The sequence below is a fragment of the Fusibacter sp. QWL-12 genome (assembly GCF_058683495.1).
The window spans coordinates 3523415-3543854 of record NZ_CM178745.1 but is presented as its reverse complement, the minus strand read 5'-3'; the positions used below and the strand labels follow the sequence as shown (position 1 = coordinate 3543854).

Annotated in this window: 20 protein-coding genes and 1 tRNA gene; 1 reads left to right on the top strand and 20 read right to left on the bottom strand. The window is 36.3% G+C overall.

Features of this window, described 5'->3' with window-relative positions; genetic code table 11:
* Positions 1-67: 67 nt before the first annotated feature.
* From AC4PID_RS16980 to AC4PID_RS16910, 15 genes are all read right to left on the bottom strand, one after another.
* A complete protein-coding gene (locus AC4PID_RS16980) occupies positions 68-2941 on the bottom strand; it encodes a penicillin-binding transpeptidase domain-containing protein (RefSeq protein WP_492133178.1) in 2874 nt (957 codons plus the stop codon).
* Positions 2934-3431: a rod shape-determining protein MreD gene (gene mreD, locus AC4PID_RS16975; RefSeq protein ID WP_492133177.1), complete on the bottom strand. Its 498-nt coding sequence runs from the start codon at positions 3429-3431 to the stop codon at positions 2934-2936. Before mreD ends, AC4PID_RS16980 begins: the two co-directional genes overlap by 8 nt.
* 1 nt (position 3432) lies before the next feature.
* Positions 3433-4281 carry a rod shape-determining protein MreC gene (gene mreC / locus AC4PID_RS16970; protein ID WP_492133176.1) on the bottom strand — a complete coding sequence of 283 codons (849 nt, stop codon included), beginning with the start codon at positions 4279-4281 and terminating at the stop codon, positions 3433-3435.
* Between the two features lie 17 nt (positions 4282-4298).
* On the bottom strand, positions 4299-5324 hold the full coding sequence (locus AC4PID_RS16965; protein WP_492133175.1) for a rod shape-determining protein: 1026 nt from the start codon (positions 5322-5324) through the stop codon (positions 4299-4301).
* Between the two features lie 23 nt (positions 5325-5347).
* Complete coding sequence (gene radC / locus AC4PID_RS16960) at positions 5348-6022, bottom strand: RadC family protein (RefSeq protein ID WP_492133174.1); 675 nt, start codon at positions 6020-6022, stop codon at positions 5348-5350.
* A complete protein-coding gene (locus AC4PID_RS16955; RefSeq protein ID WP_492133173.1) occupies positions 6022-6606 on the bottom strand; it encodes a Maf family protein in 585 nt (194 codons plus the stop codon). Before AC4PID_RS16955 ends, radC begins: the two co-directional genes overlap by 1 nt.
* Positions 6603-6851 (bottom strand): DUF4321 domain-containing protein, encoded by a 249-nt coding sequence (locus AC4PID_RS16950; protein WP_492133172.1) that lies wholly within the window; start codon positions 6849-6851, stop codon positions 6603-6605. Before AC4PID_RS16950 ends, AC4PID_RS16955 begins: the two co-directional genes overlap by 4 nt.
* Positions 6852-7082: 231 nt before the next feature.
* Complete coding sequence (locus AC4PID_RS16945; RefSeq protein ID WP_492133171.1) at positions 7083-7916, bottom strand: RnfABCDGE type electron transport complex subunit B; 834 nt, start codon at positions 7914-7916, stop codon at positions 7083-7085.
* A gap of 9 nt (positions 7917-7925) precedes the next feature.
* The gene (gene rsxA, locus AC4PID_RS16940) at positions 7926-8507 is read right to left on the bottom strand and encodes an electron transport complex subunit RsxA (protein ID WP_492133170.1); all 582 of its coding nucleotides are present in this window, start codon (positions 8505-8507) and stop codon (positions 7926-7928) included.
* A gap of 11 nt (positions 8508-8518) precedes the next feature.
* Entirely contained in the window at positions 8519-9112 is a 594-nt protein-coding gene (gene rsxE, locus AC4PID_RS16935; RefSeq protein ID WP_492133169.1) for an electron transport complex subunit RsxE, read from the bottom strand.
* Positions 9109-9702: an RnfABCDGE type electron transport complex subunit G gene (locus AC4PID_RS16930; protein WP_492133168.1), complete on the bottom strand. Its 594-nt coding sequence runs from the start codon at positions 9700-9702 to the stop codon at positions 9109-9111. Before AC4PID_RS16930 ends, rsxE begins: the two co-directional genes overlap by 4 nt.
* Positions 9702-10643: an RnfABCDGE type electron transport complex subunit D gene (locus tag AC4PID_RS16925; RefSeq protein WP_492135395.1), complete on the bottom strand. Its 942-nt coding sequence runs from the start codon at positions 10641-10643 to the stop codon at positions 9702-9704. Before AC4PID_RS16925 ends, AC4PID_RS16930 begins: the two co-directional genes overlap by 1 nt.
* A gap of 9 nt (positions 10644-10652) precedes the next feature.
* Complete coding sequence (rsxC, locus tag AC4PID_RS16920) at positions 10653-11966, bottom strand: electron transport complex subunit RsxC (RefSeq protein ID WP_492133167.1); 1314 nt, start codon at positions 11964-11966, stop codon at positions 10653-10655.
* A 474-nt stretch (positions 11967-12440) separates the two neighbouring features.
* Positions 12441-12803 carry a response regulator gene (locus AC4PID_RS16915; protein WP_492133166.1) on the bottom strand — a complete coding sequence of 121 codons (363 nt, stop codon included), beginning with the start codon at positions 12801-12803 and terminating at the stop codon, positions 12441-12443.
* A 14-nt stretch (positions 12804-12817) separates the two neighbouring features.
* Positions 12818-13528: a sulfite exporter TauE/SafE family protein gene (locus tag AC4PID_RS16910; protein WP_492133165.1), complete on the bottom strand. Its 711-nt coding sequence runs from the start codon at positions 13526-13528 to the stop codon at positions 12818-12820.
* Positions 13529-13667: 139 nt separating this feature from the next.
* Here AC4PID_RS16910 and AC4PID_RS16905 point away from each other — a divergent pair.
* Positions 13668-13753, top strand: a tRNA-Leu gene (locus tag AC4PID_RS16905).
* A 158-nt stretch (positions 13754-13911) separates the two neighbouring features.
* On the opposite strand, the gene AC4PID_RS16900 is transcribed toward AC4PID_RS16905, so the two are convergent.
* The 5 genes from AC4PID_RS16900 to AC4PID_RS16880 form a co-directional block, all read right to left on the bottom strand.
* On the bottom strand, positions 13912-14949 hold the full coding sequence (locus AC4PID_RS16900; protein ID WP_492133164.1) for a nicotinate phosphoribosyltransferase: 1038 nt from the start codon (positions 14947-14949) through the stop codon (positions 13912-13914).
* A 58-nt stretch (positions 14950-15007) separates the two neighbouring features.
* Positions 15008-15646: a dephospho-CoA kinase gene (coaE, locus tag AC4PID_RS16895; RefSeq protein ID WP_492133163.1), complete on the bottom strand. Its 639-nt coding sequence runs from the start codon at positions 15644-15646 to the stop codon at positions 15008-15010.
* Positions 15633-18272, bottom strand: coding sequence for a DNA polymerase I (gene polA, locus AC4PID_RS16890; RefSeq protein WP_492133162.1), 2640 nt, complete (start codon positions 18270-18272; stop codon positions 15633-15635). Before polA ends, coaE begins: the two co-directional genes overlap by 14 nt.
* Before the next feature lie 115 nt (positions 18273-18387).
* Positions 18388-19125, bottom strand: coding sequence for an SIMPL domain-containing protein (locus tag AC4PID_RS16885; protein ID WP_492133161.1), 738 nt, complete (start codon positions 19123-19125; stop codon positions 18388-18390).
* A gap of 1 nt (position 19126) precedes the next feature.
* Entirely contained in the window at positions 19127-20425 is a 1299-nt protein-coding gene (locus tag AC4PID_RS16880; RefSeq protein ID WP_492133160.1) for a DUF4349 domain-containing protein, read from the bottom strand.
* Positions 20426-20440: the final 15 nt, after the last annotated feature.

The window sequence follows — 20440 nt, the reverse complement described above, 5'->3', positions numbered from 1 at the left end:
GTATTTTTACAGTTATTACTGCATCATTATTATTTTAACTTATTTTAACAGATTTCACAACCAACAGTTAATCTTGGTTTTTAGGAACTTCAATTACTTCGTCACTTTCCACTTCTGGCTCTAAACCAAAATACTGTGCATAGACATCCCTAGCAACAGGAGCTGAATAATACCCTTGTCCGCCTTGTGGAATAAAAATGACCACTGCAATTTCCGGATCTTCATAAGGTGCAAATGAAACAAACCATGAATAGTTATCATATGGTAAACGGAATTGATTCAAATCCTCATCGGTTAAAGTGTAATTTGTCATTTCCTTTATAGCTTCGCGCATTGCTGAACCTTTGTTAAGATAATCCTTTTGAATTAACGATTCTAACTTCTCATCTTTAATTGCTTTTTCTTCATCGGAGGTTGCCTCATCACTTTGTTTTTCAAGTATGGCCATCTCTTCACTACGCTGTTTGATGATTTCAATCGTTTTTTCTTCCACATCCTCTATTTTAAGGCCAGGAGCTAATTCATTCAAATATTCAGTCAAATAGGCAACTTCATCTAGAGGCGGTATTAAACCTTCTTTCTGAGCAGTTCCTGTTTTAGCTGCTATATTCAATGGCATATCCTTGAATATTTTATAAACAGATGAAGAGGTTCCTTTTGTAACCTGAAGCATCGCTTGTTTAACATAATTTAGATTACCCTTTGTATCAAAACTTTCCGTAACATCTACATTCTTATTTTGTACGATATCACCAACTTTTTTTATCAAGGTTAACTCATTTAGGTAACCACCATTAGCTATAGTTGCGATATATCTTGCTATTTGCATAGGCGTATACGTATGGTCCCCTTGACCGATAGAAAGATTCAGTGTATCACTTTCATACCATTTCATTAAATTGAAGTAGTCATATTTTATGATATCAGCTAACTCTTCAGTAACATAGTAATCTGGATTACTACCTAATTCAAGTAAACGATTGATCAACTCTCCTCTGCCAGGATTATCATCAGACCAGCTGACAATAGTATCTACAAGTGCATCTAACTTATCTTCATCATCAATTAACTCTTCGGGAAAATAGTTTTTAGCAATTAAATGAAGTTGATTAGATAAAAGCGCCATAATGGTTCTTTTCTTCTTTTCTGGTTCTGGCAATCCCATTGAAACTTCACTAATTTCAACACCGGTCTTACGATCTAAACCGAATAATTTTGAGTATTCTGTCATGATGGTAGGATTCATTTCAAAATTAAGAGGCACGCCTCTATAATAGTCCTTACCATTTGAAATATTAAAGAAGTAATAGTTACATGATACTTCTATGGCTTTAAAGAAGTCAGTTGGACCATGCTTCCCACCATAATCGTTCCAATACCAGCAACCAAATCTCTGGTTACCTATTTCTACATAACCATCTGAATAAAGCTTTTGATACGGGTCTAGCCCTTGTTGTAGCGCAGCATACCCGGTCATCATCTTGTAGATAGAGCCAGGCTGAACCGCCATCATTGTAGCGGTATTATATAACGGACGTGCCGCTAAAGGATTACGTTTGTTAACTGGGTTAAGCGCATTCCAGTCCTCTTGATTGATGCCTGTTGAAAATAAATTGACATCGTAAGATGGATAACTTGCCGATGCGAGAACCTCGCCAGTCTTTACGTCTACGACAACGCCTGCAGCAGTTTCAGCATTCGCATATTGATCGTATTTATAATCTCCCCAAGGGCTTTCATAGACACCACCTGTTTGAAGTGCTGTCAATGCTTTTTCAAGTCCCTGTTCTAAAACTTTTTGTAAATCTAAGTCAATGGTTAAATAGATATCTTCACCAGATTTTGCATCCTTACTATCAAGACCATATGCAGCTTCATCTACATCTGCAACATACTTTCCATAGACGTCAACCTCAATATACTTATAGCCATTTTCACCGTGTAATGAGTCTTCATAAGCACCTTCAATTCCGGTTTTTCCAATGACTTGATTTCTATTATAGCCTTTTTGATTAATATAGTTTTCAATTTCAGCGTCCGTGGCAATTTTCCCCATATATCCGAGAATATGTGCTGCAGTTGAGCTGTTTGGATACGTACGGATCGTTGTATAATTGACTGAAATACCAGGTAAATCGTACCCCTTTTCTTGAACCAAAATCGCAGTTTCTTTAGATACAGAACTTGCAACGGTAATTGGTTCGTACTTTAAATAACCCTGTTCTTTAATCGTATGTCTAAAGATAAGAATTTTATAAGCATCCTCATCAGTATAATCATCACTGATTTTAAATTCTGATCTCGACCTTATCTTTTGGAAGGCCTCTTTGGCAGAAATATTCTCATCTAAGCCATACATTTTTAAAAATGTCGTTTTATAAATTTGTTCTAAGAAAAGCATCCTATTGGTCGAAATAGGCAAATATTTACCTTGATTGTATAAAATTCGATAGGCTTCGTAATCACTCAGCTCTGGATCAATATAGTTTGCAGATCGAATATCATCAAAAACGGCTTCTGCGGTCCAACTTTCATCATAACCATTGTCATATAGCCATTTTTTTATACTTTCATCAAATCTAAACTTGTATACGCCATTTTCAATATAGATTGGAAACTCAAGGTGTTCCTCGCCTTGTGCTTCAAGAAAATCATAAATCTCTATCATCTTTTGTGAAAATACATCTGAAGGTACGATGCTACTATTTAATTCTATCGCAAAACCAACTTCAGACGTAGCAAGTAATTGTCCGTTTCGATCGTAAATGTCGCCACGTTTAGCTTGCGTCTCGATCTTTTTAATTCTATTACTAATCGATTTTTGATAATACTCTTCACCATGAGTGATGGTTAAATCGTAAAGACTATAACCCAAGAGAACAAAAATGATGAGTAAACCGAGCATAATGTGTATTTTTCGATCTTTAAGTAAGTTAAGCATTGAAGTCTCCTAGCTTGTAACCATGAACTCTTTTAAAAACCCACGCATAGATAAAATACCCTATGACGACATTCATAGCAATCTCTGTGGCAATTTTTAAGTACATAAGTGAAAATGGTATCGTCGATTGTATAAAGAACATGATTAAATAAAATACAAAATGATAAAGAATCGTCCCAATCGCCATTAAGAACAATGGCGTCATAAAATTTCCTTTAAACAATACCTCTATCAGATATAAGACAAGATAGACAATTAAACCATAAATTAAAAAATTAACGCCTAGCATTCTTCCTAAAAACATATCCTGCATAGCACCTGAGATGAATGCAAATAAATAAGCATTTTGCGAAGTTGATAATGCCGCTAAAACAATTGCAATCACAATTGTAAAATTAGGCATTGCACCATTAATACGGAAAAGCTGAAAAAGTGTGCTCGACAAAATGAAGTTTATAAGTGCAAGAAGGATGATATAACGATACTTCATATCATTCACCACCCTCTTGTCCAACTTCTTTTTCAACGTATGGAATTACCATAACTTTATCAATTTTTCTAAAATCAACAACAGGCGTCACTTTGATTTTATTGAGAATTAAGTCTTTGTCTACAACAACCTCATAGATTTTTCCAATTAATATTCCCTTCGGATACATCCCAAGCCCAGAAGTAACAATGTAGTCTCCTACTTTTACAGATGCCTTCGGATCAAACAACTCACCAATGAGCTCATAATTCGTGGTACCACTTAAGACGCCATCATAATCATCCGTCACTCTTAGCATTTCGAATCCAACAGAGGATTTTTGGTCAACGATTGAGATAACCTTACTCCAGTTATCACCAACTTCATAAACGAGACCAACTAAACCATTGCCATTGATGACTGTACTATTCTTATTAATCCCTTGATTGATACCAGCATCTATGGTAAACATATTAAACCAATTGCCAACATCTTTAGATATGACATTACTTGAAACATATCCTATTTGAGCATCAGAATCGACATACTTAAGTGCTCGCTTAAGTTCTGTTAACTCAGCGAGCTCCTTTTGTGACATCGTAAGATTGACGATCTGCTCTTTTAAGGCTTCATTTTCTAGCGCAAGATTTTCATTCAGCTCTTTATAATTAAGAACATTGATAATCGGTTCTGTTTTTTCATCTACAAAATTACCTACAGATGTAAAAAAGCGTTGAACCGGCATAAGTAAAGACCCGAGCTTACTTTCTATGAAAGTAATCCGGTCTCTACCACCGAATGATAAAATCATCATAATGATGAGTAAAGATCCAATCAAAATCAGCGCAAATTTCTTTAAGCGATTATCCATCTTTACCTCAATTTATCTTATAAGTTTCTAGAGCTAATAAATACTTCTCTTAATTCATTAAAGCTTTCTACTGCTTTACTTGTACCGATAGCTACACAATCCAACGGATTTTCAGCAATTCTTACTGGCATACCAGTTTCCTTTTTAATTAACTTATCAAGATCTGTAAGAAGTGCACCACCACCTGCTAAAACAATACCTGACTGATAAATATCTGATGAGAGTTCTGGAGGTGTTTTTTCAAGTGTTGATTTGATACCTTCTACGATTGATTGAATTGGTTCCCTAATTGCTTCAAAAATTTCACTTGATTGTAAAAGTAAAGTGTTTGGAAGACCTGTAACTAAGTTTCTACCTGTAACTTCCATTTGTCTATCTTGGCTTGGCAGCATTGCACAAGCGATGTTCATTTTTATATTTTCAGCAGTTCTTTCACCGATCATTAAGCTGTATTTTTTTCTAACATAGTTTACGATTGAATCATCTAGTTCATCGCCTGCGATTCTTATAGAACGGCTTGTAACGATACCACCTAAAGAAATAACCGCAATTTCAGTTGTACCGCCACCGATATCTACGATCATACTACCAGTTGGTTCAGTAATTGGTAAATCAGCACCAATTGCTGCTGCCATAGGTTCTTCAATTAAAAAAGCATCTTTAGCTCCAGCTGATAATGACGCTTCGTAAACTGCACGTTTTTCAACTTCAGTGATTTGAGATGGAATACCTACAACTACTTTAGCGCCAGTAAACATATTGATGTTTGGAACTGCTTTATGAATAAAGTATTTAATCATTTTTTGAGTAATATCAAAATCAGCAATAACGCCATCTTTTAACGGTCTAATCGCTCTAATTTGTCCTGGTGTTTTACCTATCATTTCCTTCGCTTCTCTACCGACTGCAAGAACGTGTCCTTTATCATTGATCGCAACAACGGATGATTCTCTAACGACAATGCCCTTTCCTTTAACACATACAAGCGTGTTTGATGTTCCTAAATCAATACCAAGTTGTTTATAAAATAATCCAAATCTCATCTGTAACATTCCTCTCAATTCATTTATAGTTGATTGCTTTCTTTAAAGCTAAAATATTTGTCTTTTCCAATAATTAAGTGATCCAAAAGTGGTATTCCCAAAAGTTGACCACACTCATCTAAACGTTTAGTAATAAGTGAATCTTCTTTACTTGGTGAAACCGTTCCTGATGGATGATTGTGAATTGCGATTATAGACGCTGCACTCCTTTTAATAGCGCTATTGAATACCTCTCTTGGATGTACAATAGAGGCATTAAGACTGCCTATGGAGATCACTTCCCAATTGATCACTTCATTCTTAGTATTTAACATTACAATAACAAACTTCTCTACTTTTTCAAGTGACAGTTCAGCATAAAAAAAACTTGTAACATCACTGGGTGAAGTAATTTTATAGCCTTTTATTCCTGTTGATTGTTTGATTCTTTTACCCAGTTCAATTGCAGCAATAATTTGCGTCGCTTTCGTCGTACCAATCCCATCAATCTCACAAAGCTGTTCAATTGTAATCTGTGACAAGTCTGATAGGTTAGACTCAAATTGACTGGCCATATATTGACCTAATTCTAAAGCGGATCTCTTCTTGCTTCCAGTTCTAAGTAGTATAGCTAAAAGTTCAGAAACAGTAAGTGCTTTAGCGCCATAATGCAACATACGCTCTCTTGGTTGCTCCGTAACAGGAATATTCTTTATCATTAGTCGCCTCGCTTCATCAAATTTAAGTTACAATGCTTACGCAACATTGCGTTTAATTTTGAGAGTGGCAATCCCATGACATTGAAAAAATCACCTTCAATTCCATTTACCAGTAACGCGCCATGTCCTTGAATACCGTATGCCCCTGCTTTATCAAAGGGTTCCCCAGTATCTAAATAATCACAAATCATCTTATCGGACAACGGATTAAACGTAACACCGGTCCGCTCATAGTCGACTATTTTTAAGCCACACTCCAAATGGATGAGTGCAATGCCAGTAAATACATCGTGAGTTGTATCATTTAATTGGTTTAACATGCGTTTTGCGTCGTCATAATTTTCAGGTTTGCCAAGTATTTCATCTTTAAAAACCACTGTGTCACTTGCAATTACAAGTGCATCAGGATGTTCTTGAGCAACTTGCATCCCTTTTTCATAGGCTAACGCCATAACCGCTTGTTTTGGCTGATCATTCAATGAAATTTTCTCTTCTATACTGCTGGGTATAATTTCAATCTCATCAATAAATTGTTTTAAAAGTTCTACCCTTCTCGGTGAGCCCGAGGCTAATATGATTCTCATAATTTTCGATAGATGAAAAACGCAATCACAATGCCTAAGATGCCTGAAAGATTGAGACTAAGCTTTAAACCAAAGGTTAAAATAATCACATTTAAATCCACTACAAATGGGTCGACCCCAATTGTTTTACCATAGTTTAAAATCGGGATTACATCACCTAATGCTGCGCCGATCAAACTTCCAAAAACAGCACCAACCAACAGTAATACAAGTAGCACAATTCCATCGTTACTTTTTACTCTCATGAATTACCTCTTAATTTTACCATATATTTCCATATGTTTCCATAGCGATGGCAGACCAAAAGTACAGTCTAATCTAAAATCTAGTTTAACATTGGTTGCTGTCAATTACAAGGAAAAGGGCGTTACAAAATCATGAATTTTATTAAATAATAAGCCACAGATATAAATACTGTTAACCGTTAAAACGAAAAAAAACGGCCATATGGCCGTTTTAATTTTAATATTATTTTACTAAGCTTGTGCAACAACTTCTACAGTTCGTTTTGACAAATCACCACTGATTGCTTTTGTTGGACATTTTTCAACACAAATCATACAGTTTGTACATTTGTCATAATCAATCTCTGCCAAATTGTTTACTACATGTATTGCGTCGTGTGGGCAATTTCTTTCACAGATACCACAAGCAATACATGCGACGTTACAATTTTTCTTAACTTGAGGACCTTTGTCTTTGTTGTTACATTCAACAATTGTCAATTGATTATAAGGTATTAAGCTAATAACCATCTTCGGACAAATATCAATACACTTGTTACAAGCGGTACACTTCTCTGGATCAACCTCAGCAAGCCCTTTGACGTTGATGTGAATCGCATCAAACGGACATACTTGTACACATGACCCAAGACCCATACATCCATATAAACAACTTTTTGGTCCACCGTTTAGCATATTTGCTGCAACACAGCTATCAAGACCATCATAGTCAAATCGGTTACTACAGTTTTCTTCATGGCCTTCACATTTTACTTTTGCTACTTTTTTGGTTGTTGCACCTGCTTCAACACCCATGATTTGAGCGACTCTTGAAGCAACTGGTGCACCACCAACTGGACAACCATTAACTGGCGCCAATCCTTTTACAACAGCATTAGCAAAACCATCACAACCCGGGTAACCACATGCACCACAGTTTGCACCCGGTACAGCTTCTCTTACTTCTATCACCCTTGGATCAACTTCTACAGCAAACTTTTTAGAAGCAAATGCCAATGACGCTCCGAAAACTAAGCCCATTACCCCTAAGCTCGTTCCTGCTAAAATTAAAGAATTTACATCCATGTTAGCCTCCTATACTAAGCCAGTAAAGCCTAAGAAGGCTATTGACATAAGACTCGCAGTAATAAGTGCGATTGGGAATCCTTTAAAAGGAAGTGGCACATCAGATGTTTCTAATTTTTCTCTGATACCTGCAAATAAAACAATTGCAAGAGAGAAACCAATCGCTGCAAAGAACGAATGGAAAATAGTTTGAATTAGATTAAACTTATACTGAATGTTGAGCAACGCCAAACCTAGAACCGCACAGTTAGTTGTAATTAGTGGTAAGAATACACCTAATGCCTGATAAAGTGTTGGGCTCATCTTTTGAAGAACGATTTCAACGAACTGAACCAGTGATGCGATTACTAAAATAAACGCAGCAGTTTGAAGATACTCTAAATGAAACTTAACTAAAATATAGTAGTGAACAAAGTATGTGATCGTTCCCGCTAAAGTAATAACGAACGTTACGGCCATACCCATACCGAAAGCTGTTTCTACTTGTTTTGAAACCCCTAAAAACGGACAGATACCAAGAAATCTCGAAAGTACGAAGTTATTTACGAGAATGGCACTGACCATTATGACAAAAATACTTGCATTTTCCATAAGTCACCCTCCTACTTCGCTTTCTTAATTTGATAGCTGTTATAAAGCGCCAACAATAAACCTAAAGCTAAGAATCCACCTGGAGGAAGAATCATAATTAATGCTGGTTTATAAGCCTCACCTAATAACATAGTGCCAAAAATACTACCATTACCAAGTAATTCTCTAACTGCACCTAAAATTGTAAGTGCAAGTGTAAAGCCAAGACCCATTCCTATACCATCAAATGCAGAATCAACAATACCGTTCTTTGATGCAAATGCCTCTGCACGCGCTAAGATGATACAGTTAACTACGATCAATGGGATAAATAAGCCCAGAGCACTAAATAAATCTGGAATAAAGGCTTCCATTAACATACCGACAATTGTTACGAATGTAGAAATAACAACTACGAATGCAGGAATTCTAACTTGAGCTGGAATCACTTTTCTAAGTAGTGAAATCGCTATATTTGAGCTTACGAGAACTGCAGTTGTCGCAAGACCCATACCAATACCGTTGATAGCCGATGTCGTAACCGCAAGAGTTGGACACATACCAAGCAACTGAACGAAAATTGGATTTTCTTTAATAATACCTTTAGTCAAATTGCTTATTTTCAATTTCCTAACCCCCCATTCTCAAGAATCCAGTGGAAAGCATCAATTGACGCATTCGCACCACTTGTGATAGCAGCACTTGAAATTGTGGCACCAGTAATTGCTTGAATATCATTACCTGTAGCAGCAGTTTTAGACACACCGATAGCTTCTTCAGCTGACTTACCAGCATATTGCTCGTAGAATGCAGCGTCTTTTGCTTTAGCGCCAAGACCAGGCGTCTCGTTGTGACTACCTACTCTTAATCCAGTTACTTGTCCATCCACAGAAATACCAGTTACAACTTCAACATTACCACCAAAACCAGTTGGGGTTGATTTAAATACATAACCAATAACTTCACCATTTGCATCTAGTCCTGTATAAACAGCAACTACTGGTGCAAACTCAGCTGCAATTTTTTCAACATCTGCTTCACTTGCATCTGTAAAACTAGCAGCTTCTGGTAAAACTTCTTTTTTAGCTTGCTCATTCGCAATTCTTCTTTGTTCAGCAATTGGATCTTTAGTTACTTCATTAGTAAGACCTAATCCTAGAGCAGCGATTGCAGCTACTAAAAACAATATGAGTCCCGTTTTTAAAATATCTTTCATTATTTTGCACCTCCAAATACTCTTGGTTTAGAATACTTGTCAATTAATGGAGCTGCAACGTTCATTAAAAGAATTGAATAAGATACGCCCTCTGGATAGCCACCATAGAAACGTATAATCGTCGTCAATAGACCCATACCAACAGCATAGATAATTTGACCTTTAGGTGTAATAGGAGATGACGCGTAGTCAGTAGCCATAAAGAAAGCACCTAAAATCAAACCGCCTGATAAGATGTGGATCATAGTTGTCTGAACATCAAAACCAGTAATTAAAAGCGTTAAAATTGCAACAGTCCCAATATAAATTCCAGGTATTTTAATTGTAATAACACCTCTATAAATTAGGTAAATACCACCTAATAACAACAGAATTGCAGATGTTTCCCCAATACATCCACCGATGCTACCTAATAACATGTCTTTTAACGATGGTAAAAAGCTAGGGTCAAGACCTTCTTTTAAAATACCAAGTACAGTTGCGCTCGTTTGAGCATCAGGCTTTACGGCTGTCCAGGTTGTCATTTGAACTGGCCAAGAAGCAACGAGTAAAGCTCTTGCTGCTAAAGCTGGGTTGATAAAGTTATGTCCTAATCCACCAAAAGCTTGTTTAACGATTGCGATAGCGAAAAAACTACCAACGATAGGAATCCAAATCGGTACGGATACCGGCAAGTTCATACCAAGTAATAAACCAGTTACAACAGCACTGAAATCATTAACCGTAATCGGTTGTTTTCTAATCTTTTGGCACAATGCTTCTGTAAGCATTGCTGTTACAACAGAAATGACAAGAATTAAAAGTGCGCGTAAACCGAAATTATAAACACCAAATGCAGCAGCAGGTGCTAATGCAATGGTAACATCTCTCATGATACTTTGTGTCGTCTCACTCGAACGAATATGAGGCGATGATGAAACCGTCAATCTATTTTCCATAATCAACCTCCCCTATTTCTTTCTTCTTGCTAAAATCTCGCGTTTTGCAACACGTATTGACTGTAATAAAGGTCGCTTAGCAGGACAGATAAATGAGCATGATCCACACTCAATACAATCCAATGCATTAAACTTCGCCGCTTTATCATAATCATGCATCAATGCATAAGCACTGATTTGAATTGGCTCGAGATTAATAGGACAGATTGAAACACATTTACCACATTTAATACATGCAGTTGCTTCAGGTAATTTAGCTTCTTCTTCACTAAACACTAAAATGCCTGATGTGTTTTTCATTGCTGGAAGTTCATCAGAAAACTGAGCAACACCCATCATTGGTCCACCGAGTAAGATTTTGCCAGGCGTACCGTTATAGCCATCACAAAACTCGATTAACTGTTTTAATGGTGTTCCTACTCTAAATCTAATATTTTTTGGCGACTTAATGCCTTTACCAGTTACTGTACAAATTCTTTGAACAAGTGGTAAACCTGTTTCAAACAAATTGCCTATGGTTGCAACTGTAGCTACGTTGTTTACTACAACGCCGATATCCATAGGTAGTCCACCTGATGGGATCGCTCTTCCTGTACAAGCATAAATCAATTGCTTTTCAGCACCTTGTGGGTATTTGGTTTTTAGTCCAACCACTCTTATACCAGTACCAGAAGCAGCTTTTGTCATTGTTTCAATGGCATCAGGCTTATTGCTTTCAATACCAATTACACCATCTTTAACATTAAGTGCATGCATCAATATTTGAAGACCTTTAATAATCGCAGTAGGCTCTTCAAGCATTAATCTGTGGTCACAAGTTAAATAAGGCTCACACTCAGCACCATTTAATACGATTGTATCAATTGGTTTTTCTGGTGGTGGAGATAATTTAACATGTGTTGGGAAACCTGCACCACCCATACCGACGATGCCAGCCTCTTTAATAATATCCACAATTTCTTTTCCAGATAACGTTTTGTAATCTGGTTTTGGAACTACCGACTCATGAAGAACGTATTGTTCATCATTTTCGATAATAACGCAAGTATCAAATCCATACGCGGTGTTTTGTTTCTTAACATCGAGTACAGTACCAGATACAGAACTGTGAACGTTTGCAGAGACGAATCCTCCTGCAGCACCAATCAATTGTCCCACCTTTACTTCATCGCCTTTTTTGACGGTTGCCTCGCAAGGTGCTCCAATGTGCTGTCTTAAGGGAATCTCAACAACTTTAGGGCCTAAAAAGTCTACGATTGGCAAATGCTCGGTTGACTCTTTAGCGTGTGGAGGATGAATGCCTCCTTTAAAAGTTAAAAGCCCCATATATACTCACCCCTTTAGAAATTTAATAATACCTCTATGATTAAAGAACGATACAGAAATAATTTAAAATCGCCTTAATTATACTGTATACAATATCTTTTCTCACCACTAACATAATACTATAAATCGATTTATAGGTCAATGCACGACCTATTGAAATTTCAACCTTTTCAAGCAATAAAAAGTTAAAAAAATATCAAAGTCAAAAAACGTCCCAGCACTTGAAATTAGTCATTTTGTAATGATTTCTTAATACTTTCACTTCACTATTGTATCATATTTTGTTAACCAAATATCATTGGATGCACAAAATTTTATATTTTTATTATAAAGCTTGTTAATTTTTTTGAAACATTAAAATCTTATAGATTTTAACTTTACTTCATTATGACATAATAAAAGATGGCTAACTTAGCCACCCTTCAATCATCAATAATCTTTATTTACATTAATATCAACCACCTCTTAGATTTATTATCCAATCAGCTTTTGAACTTCAGCGATTACCTTTTCAGCTACAAATGGTTTTACTATAAATCCTTTTGCACCTGCCTTTACGGAATCGATTACCATATTTTCTTGACCCATCGCACTACACATTAAAATCTTTGCATCAGGATAATCCAAAGTGATCAATTTAACCCCTTCAATTCCTGTAACCTCTGGCATGGTAATATCCATGGTTACAAGATCAGGTTGATGCAATTTAAACATTTGATACGCCTCTTCTCCATTTCCTGCTTCCGCAACAACTTCATAGCCTGCTTTTGATAAAATATCACTTAAAAGCTTTCGCATAAACATCGCATCGTCCACAACAAGTATTTTCTTCGCCATTTAAATACCTCCAATTAAATTAGGTTAATTATACTCATCGCCATTAGCATTATTAGTACCAATCGCTTAAAAAATGCTTCATTGATTTTATTACCTAAATATATACCCATAAAAGTTCCCGCAATCATAATCGGGGTTAAATAGAGTAGATTAAATAACTGAGGATTTGTTAACAAACCACCTCTGCCATACATTATTATTGTAATGACATTCAAAATAAAAAACAATGAGGTTAATGTTGCACGAAATTCATCTCGTGAAACGCCCTCGTTACTAAGTAAGACGACTATAGGCGGTCCACTAAGTGAAACCGAACCATTAAGTAACCCTGATATAATCCCTGCGATACTATATGTTACCCATTTATTTTTAAAATGAACCTTTACACCAAATAAAAGTAAGATTGACACAACTAACAATATCACACTTACTATTTGCTTTAATAAATGTTCATCGATTAATAGTAGTGCTTTCACTCCTAGAGGAATCGTTAAAGTTGCAAACAACACAAGTGGTAACAAAAGCTTTAAATCAGGTTTTAATTTCAGTTTAAGTAAGATCATTAAATTAAGTATTAATGAAAAACAAACCAAAGCCGGTACGACAACTTTGATATCAAAGAAAAAGCCAAGTAGCGGTAGAGCAATAAGTGAAAAACCAAAGCTCGTTGCACCTTGAACTGTAGAAGCTAGCAAAATTATCAAAGCTGCAAAAACAAATGTCATTCAAACCTCCTATTTTTCCGACTCAATTATTATAGCACTTTTATCATATACATTAATACTATAAGTATAAATTTCTTTTTAAAAAAGACTTGACTTTTAATGGCGCAATAACTATAATAAAAAAGTCGCAACAAGACATGCAGATGTGGTGAAACTGGCATACACACTATCTTGAGGGGGTAGCGAGCATAGCTCATGCGGGTTCGAGTCCCGCCATCTGCACCATTAAAACACAACTTATTTTAATAGGTTGTTTTTTTTTTAGCCACAAACTCGCTTGTGGTAAAATCTGAAAGTTTAGCGCATTAAAATTTCTATAGTATAAAATAAAAAATCCTACAGGAAGATCGTATTTCATATACGAATAACTGTAGGATTTATAATTATGCTTCTACTTTTTTCAATTTTGGATTATCTACTAATCCCGGAATTCTACCGCGTTTTGCAACGGCCTTTCCATTAACCATTTTTAAATCCATTGTCATATCTATTGGTGATGCTGCTGAGATATAGCTACCTACACCGAATGCATCTGCTCCCGCTTCAATCAAGGTCTTAATCTTTTCAGGTGTTAAACCACCTGAAACGAATATCTTTACATAATTAAAGCCTTCAAGATCAAGCTTCGCTCTCATTTCTTTTACAAGACCAGGTGTTACACCACCTCTTTCACTTGGAGTATCCAAACGAATACCAGAAAGCTTACCATCAAGCGCTTTAGCTACTCTTATCGCTTCCTCAACTTCATCTTTAAATGTGTCTACTAGCACGGTTCTATTATGGTCAGGTGCTGCAAGTTTATTATAGGTTTCAGCAACTTTGACCGTATCTCCTGCGACTAGCATTGCACTATGTGGCACTGTACCTGATGGTTCTATACCGCCTAACTTAGCTGCTAAGATACAGCTAACACCTCCAGCGCCACCTACGATAGCAGCTCTTTCCATAACTGGTGCAACAGCAGGATGAACATGTCTTGCACCAAAGCATAAAAAGTACTTATCACCACAAGCCTCTTTGATAACACTTGATGCGGTTGCCCACCCAGAAGCACTCGCCATCATCCCTAATAAGGTTGTTTCAAAAATAGCAAAGTCTTTATACTTACCTTTAATTCTCATAACAGTATCTTTAGGTTCAAAACGCTCACCCTCTTCAACTGCCCAGATTTCAAGGTTTCTTCCTTTTAAAAGATTTAATACTTCGTTTACCCCTGCAAGCATCCCAGCTTTTCTAGGGAAAATTTCGGCAACTACCTCAGATTCAGCTAAGTCAAGCTCTCCCAAGATATCCAACGTTCTTAAAAAATAGACGTCTGTAGTATGTCCGTTAATGATTTCTTCATGTGTTGCACTGTGCATCAAGCGATTGTTATCTATCTTAATGTCTTTGATATCGTGCATGGTATCCAATTGCTTCATAATGGATCATCCTTCCTAACAATAGTCCTTTACATTATAAGTGATTTAGCGAACTTGTTCAATGTTCGTTATTTTTTTGCCAATTTTCTATTCTAATCCTAAGTGCATCAATATAATGATCCAATTGTTTGTGCAGTTCATTAAGTGTAACTTCATTTTCGATAACAAAGTCAGCTAAATTCTTTTTAATATCCATACTGAACTGAGCGTTGATCTTCATCCTTGCTAAAGATTCTGAAATACGATCTCTTTCAATAACTCTACTTAAAGCGGTCTCATGTGAAGCGTAGATTAAAAGAACTTCATTGTATAGATTCTGCTGCTTTGTTTCAAATAACAAGGGCACATCATAAAAGATCACATCTAAATGACTGTTTTGCTTTTCATAATATTGAATTCTTTCTCTAATTAAAGGATGTAGGATCTGATTGAGTTTATGCAATTTCTCTTTTGTTTTAAAGACAATTTCTCCCAATTCCTTACGGTTTAAAGATAAGTCCTCATTTAATATACCTTCTCCAAACTCAGTTACAACTGCATTTAAACCTTCGCTACCAATTTCAACGACTTCTCTTGCAATCTCGTCAGCATCTATAATAAAGTAGCCATTTTGCTTAAGATATTTTACCGCAGTGCTTTTACCAGTACCGATACCACCTGTAAGCCCAACTTTATATGGCGTATTAGTGCGCTTCATACCAACTATCTCCTGTGTTCATATCGACTTTAAGAGGTACTATAAGCTCGTAAGCCTCCTCCATACATGATTTTAGAAGAGCCTTTACAGTTTCAACTTCATCATTAGGGACATTGAGTATGAGCTCATCGTGTACCTGCAAAATTAATTTTGATTTTAGCTGATTCGCTTTAAGTGCATCAAAGACTTTAATCATTGCGAGCTTAATAATATCTGCAGCACTCCCTTGAATCGGTGTGTTTCTTGCTATCCTCTCCGCAGCTGATCGCAACATAAAGTTACTATTATTGATATCGACAATTTCACGTCTTCTACCGAGAATGGTTTCAACATAGCCATTTGACTTACAGGCTTCTATAATTTCATCCATAAAGTCCTTTACACGAGGATAACTTGCGAAGTAATTTTCAATATAAGTTTTCGCGTCTTTTCTTGAGATCCCTAGGCTTTCAGACAATCCAAAATCGCCCATTCCATAGACGATTCCAAAGTTTACCTCTTTCGCTCGACTTCTTTGAAGTGATGAAACTTCATTTTCATCTACATGGAAAACCTGTGATGCCGTTAAAGTATGGATATCCATATCTGTTTTAAATGCCTCGATCAGTTTAGGATCCTCAGACAAATGAGCCAGAACTCTTAACTCGATTTGAGAGTAGTCGGCATCTAGTAGTACACTGTCTTGATTTGCAATAAAAAATCGTCTAATCTTGCGACCAAAAGGCAGTTTAATTGGAATGTTTTGTAGATTTGGTTCTGTAGAGCTCAGTCTTCCCGTCACTGCAATCGTTTGATTAAGCGAAGTATGAACGCGATCTCCCTCTGTTATAACCAATCGTAAGCCATCAATATAAGTTGATTTCAACTTAGTATAAGTTCTATATTCAATGATTTCATTGATGATAGGATGCTGATTGCTGAGTTTTTCAAGGACGTCATGACTGGTAGAATAGCCAGTTTTCGTTTTCTTACCGCTTGGCAGTTCTAGTTTTTCAAATAAAATAGTACCCAACTGCTTTGGTGAATTGATATTAAAGCTTTCTCCTGCCATTTCATAAACTGAAGCTTCTATTTCGGCTATTTTCGTAATCAATTGTTCATCCAACTGGTCGATTTGTTCTTTATCAATTCTAAAACCAGTAAATTCAATATCAGAAAGAATTTTTACAAGCGGTACTTCTACCTCTTTAAACAGACTGACAAGCGATAACTCTTCAAGTTTCTTTTCAAAGTACGCTTGAAGTCGAGTAACACCTTCGATCTGAGATAAAACAAATCGGTTCATTTCATCTGAATTCACTTGTTCATAAGTGAGCTTTTTAGCGCCTTTTCCTAAGACATCTTCCTCTGAAATCATCTTATAAGAGACATTTTCAAAAGTTACCTCAGCTAAATCATAGTTCTTTCTAGCGGGCTCAACCAAATACGCGGCGATAAACCCATCAAAGCTTACGCCATTTAAATCAATGCCCTCTTGCATCAATAGCAAGTATTCCTTCTTAAGATCATAACCGCTTTTTAAAATGTTCTTGTTTTCAAATAGAGGCTTTAGTAATTTTAGGTCCTCAATATCATCTAAAATACAAATAGAGTCGTCTACTTTAAAGACGGCCTTTCTAAATTTTCTTTCTATGATTTCTTCAACATCGCTGTAAGTTAAAAAACTAAAATGCTTCTTACTTAAAGCCAAATCAATAAACGTATTCAAACTCACTTGATCTTGTGTCAATGAATTTTCAACAGAAGCGGCTTCCACTTTTATTCTTGAAAGAAGCGAATTAAGCTCATACTTCTTAAATAATCCGATGAGTTCTTCTAATAAAGGCTCTTCAAGTAAAAACTTATCAAAGTCAATTTCAATTGGCACCTCTGTCATAATGGTTGCAAGTCTTTTGCACATCACCGCTTGCTCAGCGTATTCTTCAACTAAGCCTTTCCAGCGTTTGTTCTCAATCTGATCATAGTTCGCTACCATATTCTCTACAGTACCAAACTGCGCCAATAATTTCGAAGCAGTCTTAGGACCAAATCCAGGAATACCAGGAATATTATCAGAGCTATCACCACTGATGCCTTTAAAGTCGATCACTTGATCAGCATGAACGCCCCATTCTTCCATGATATCTTCATCAGAATAACGTTTAAGTTGCGTAATTCCCTTTTTTGTTATATGCACATTTGCACCAAAAGCCACTAGCTGAAGTGCATCTTTATCGCCAGTGATAACATGAGGTGCGATGCTTTGATCCATACATGCCTTTGCAACTGTTCCAATCAAATCATCCGCTTCATAGCCTTGTAATTCCAGACGCATGATGTTCATAGCGTCTAAAATTTCCTTAACTATAGGCATTTGCATCGCCAGCTCATCAGGCATACCTTTTCGAGTCCCTTTATACTGATCATAACTTTGATGTCTGAAAGTAGGACCCTTCATATCAAACGCAACACAAAAATGGGATGGCTTAAACTGATCGATAAGACTATAAATCATATTTGTTAGGCCATAGATACCACCTGTATAAACGCCATTAGAATTTCTCATTTCACTCATTGCAAAGAAAGCTCTATTAATCAAACTGTTGCCATCGATTATAATCATTTTTTGTTCTGATTTTTTATCCATCACTTACTCCCTTATATTTAATCTAAAGATTTGATGTCAAAATTTTTATTTACACTTATTATAACATAAAAACGGAAGGCTTAAGCCTTCCGTTTAAACAACAGTTTAACATATATTAATAATCGTACTGAACTGAAACATTTGCAGTAATTGTAATTTCACCGGTTTGAATAGGTGTCGAATAATCAGCAGCCTCGCTCATCGCTTTTGCTGGAGAATAGTCGAGATATAAAGTACCACCATAGCTGGTTTCATTTACAGAGTAAGGCATATTTGGTGTTTTGCCAAATGTACTCATAATTGCAGTTGCTTTACCTTTAGCATTTGCCATAGCAAGTTTTAAAGCTTCTTGATAATATTTGCTGTCATCTGCTACTGTAAATCGAATGCTATTTACATTGTTAGCACCCGCTTTAGTAGCACCGTCGATGATTGAACCGACTTTTGTAATATCTTTGATTTTTACGTTTACGATATTGCTTGCGACATAATAAGGATCACTTTGTTTGTCTTGATAATAATCATAAGTTTGGTATAGATTATAGCCGGTTGTCTTAATATCAGCTTCTGCAATTCCCATAGCCTTTAAAGCCGCTACAACCGCTGTCATAAGCTTCGCATTTTCTTGCTGTGCTTTTTCTGCATCCGCATTTTTAGTTTGTACACCTAGATCAATATAAGCTAAATCAGGTGTCACTACTATTTTACCTTCACCACTTACAGTCACTAATTTAACGTCACTTGACGTCGTATCTGCTAAAGAAACTTCATTTGGCGCATTCATTACTATGAAACTAAATGCCATAGCAACTAGTAAAATCATTGAAATGCCAGTTAATAATTTGCTTTTCATGTTACTTCCTCCTTTTAAAGTAGAAATGTTTTATGATTAAGCCTAGAACACCAAGCGTTACCAAATATGGCGACTTAGCGATGACCCAAATCACTAAATTTTCAAAGAATGTTTTTACAGAATTGATGGTGCCAATAAACCCTTCTTTTGCTTTGCTCCACAAACTGTTATCGATTGGTTCTACTATTGGTTTAAGGTTTTTTACCTCGTTGAGTGTCACCGTGATCGTCGTTAAACTCACCAAGTTCTCCCAATCCTTCATTTGCTTTTCATAGCTTGAAATATTACCGCGAATTCGAGTCAATTCATTTTCAATAGAAAGAATGTCTGAAATCTCTACTGCTTGACTCATAATTTCTCGAAGTCTTTGCTCAGTTACTTTCAAATTTTCGATTTCAGCGGCAGTATCTCTATACTGTTTCGTAATATCTGTTGCGTTACTCGCGTCAGAAGTTACCCTACCTAATTCTTTAATACTATCTGTTATAAGTGTGTAGCCCTCTTCTGGAACCCGTAAGGTTAAATAGCCATATTTCAGATTGTCTTCATCAGAAACGTAAAAGCGATAAGATGAGTTTTCATTTTCAACATAGCCACCAGAAGCTTCGACCATTGCTTTAATCTGTGCGACTTTATCATCAAAGCCCTCAACATCCATTTGAATACTAGATGTTTGAATAATCATACGACCCGTTTCATAGCTTGATTCACCAGTACTCTTCAGCAATGCTTCACCAGTGTCTGATGCTTGGCTCTCAGAAAATGATGTCGTAACTCTAACATCAGCCACAGAGGGAGAAATCGCCATTTTACTTTCTTCCTCACCGCCATATGCCATTTCATTATCCATCATTGCAGCAGCAGTGGTTTCCATATAGTAGGATTCAACACTATCCTCACTTTTAGCCATATTTAAGTTCGGCCATAGTCCCTTAGCTGCAAAAATAACCAAAAGCAATGCTGCTGGTATTGCGGAATAACGGTAGTATTTTTTCTTAATAAAGTTATTTTTAAATATTGAAATCACGTTTCCAGACTTTGTCGATTTCTTCTGTTGTCTTTGATTTTCCATCTCCCCTGAGGCAAATATTAATTTCTCATGGAGTTCTTCATCGAATCCCTTTGGTAATTCTTTCAACTCAATTTCTCCCATCAACTGAACCATATACTTGAACTCTTCAAATTCAACTGTACAAGATTCGCAGGAGTCTAAGTGTTTTTCAAGTGATTGTAATTCTTTGTCACTTAAAGTGTTATCAATATACGCATTCATAAGTTCTCTAGCTTCGATGCACTTCATATAAACTCCCTCCTT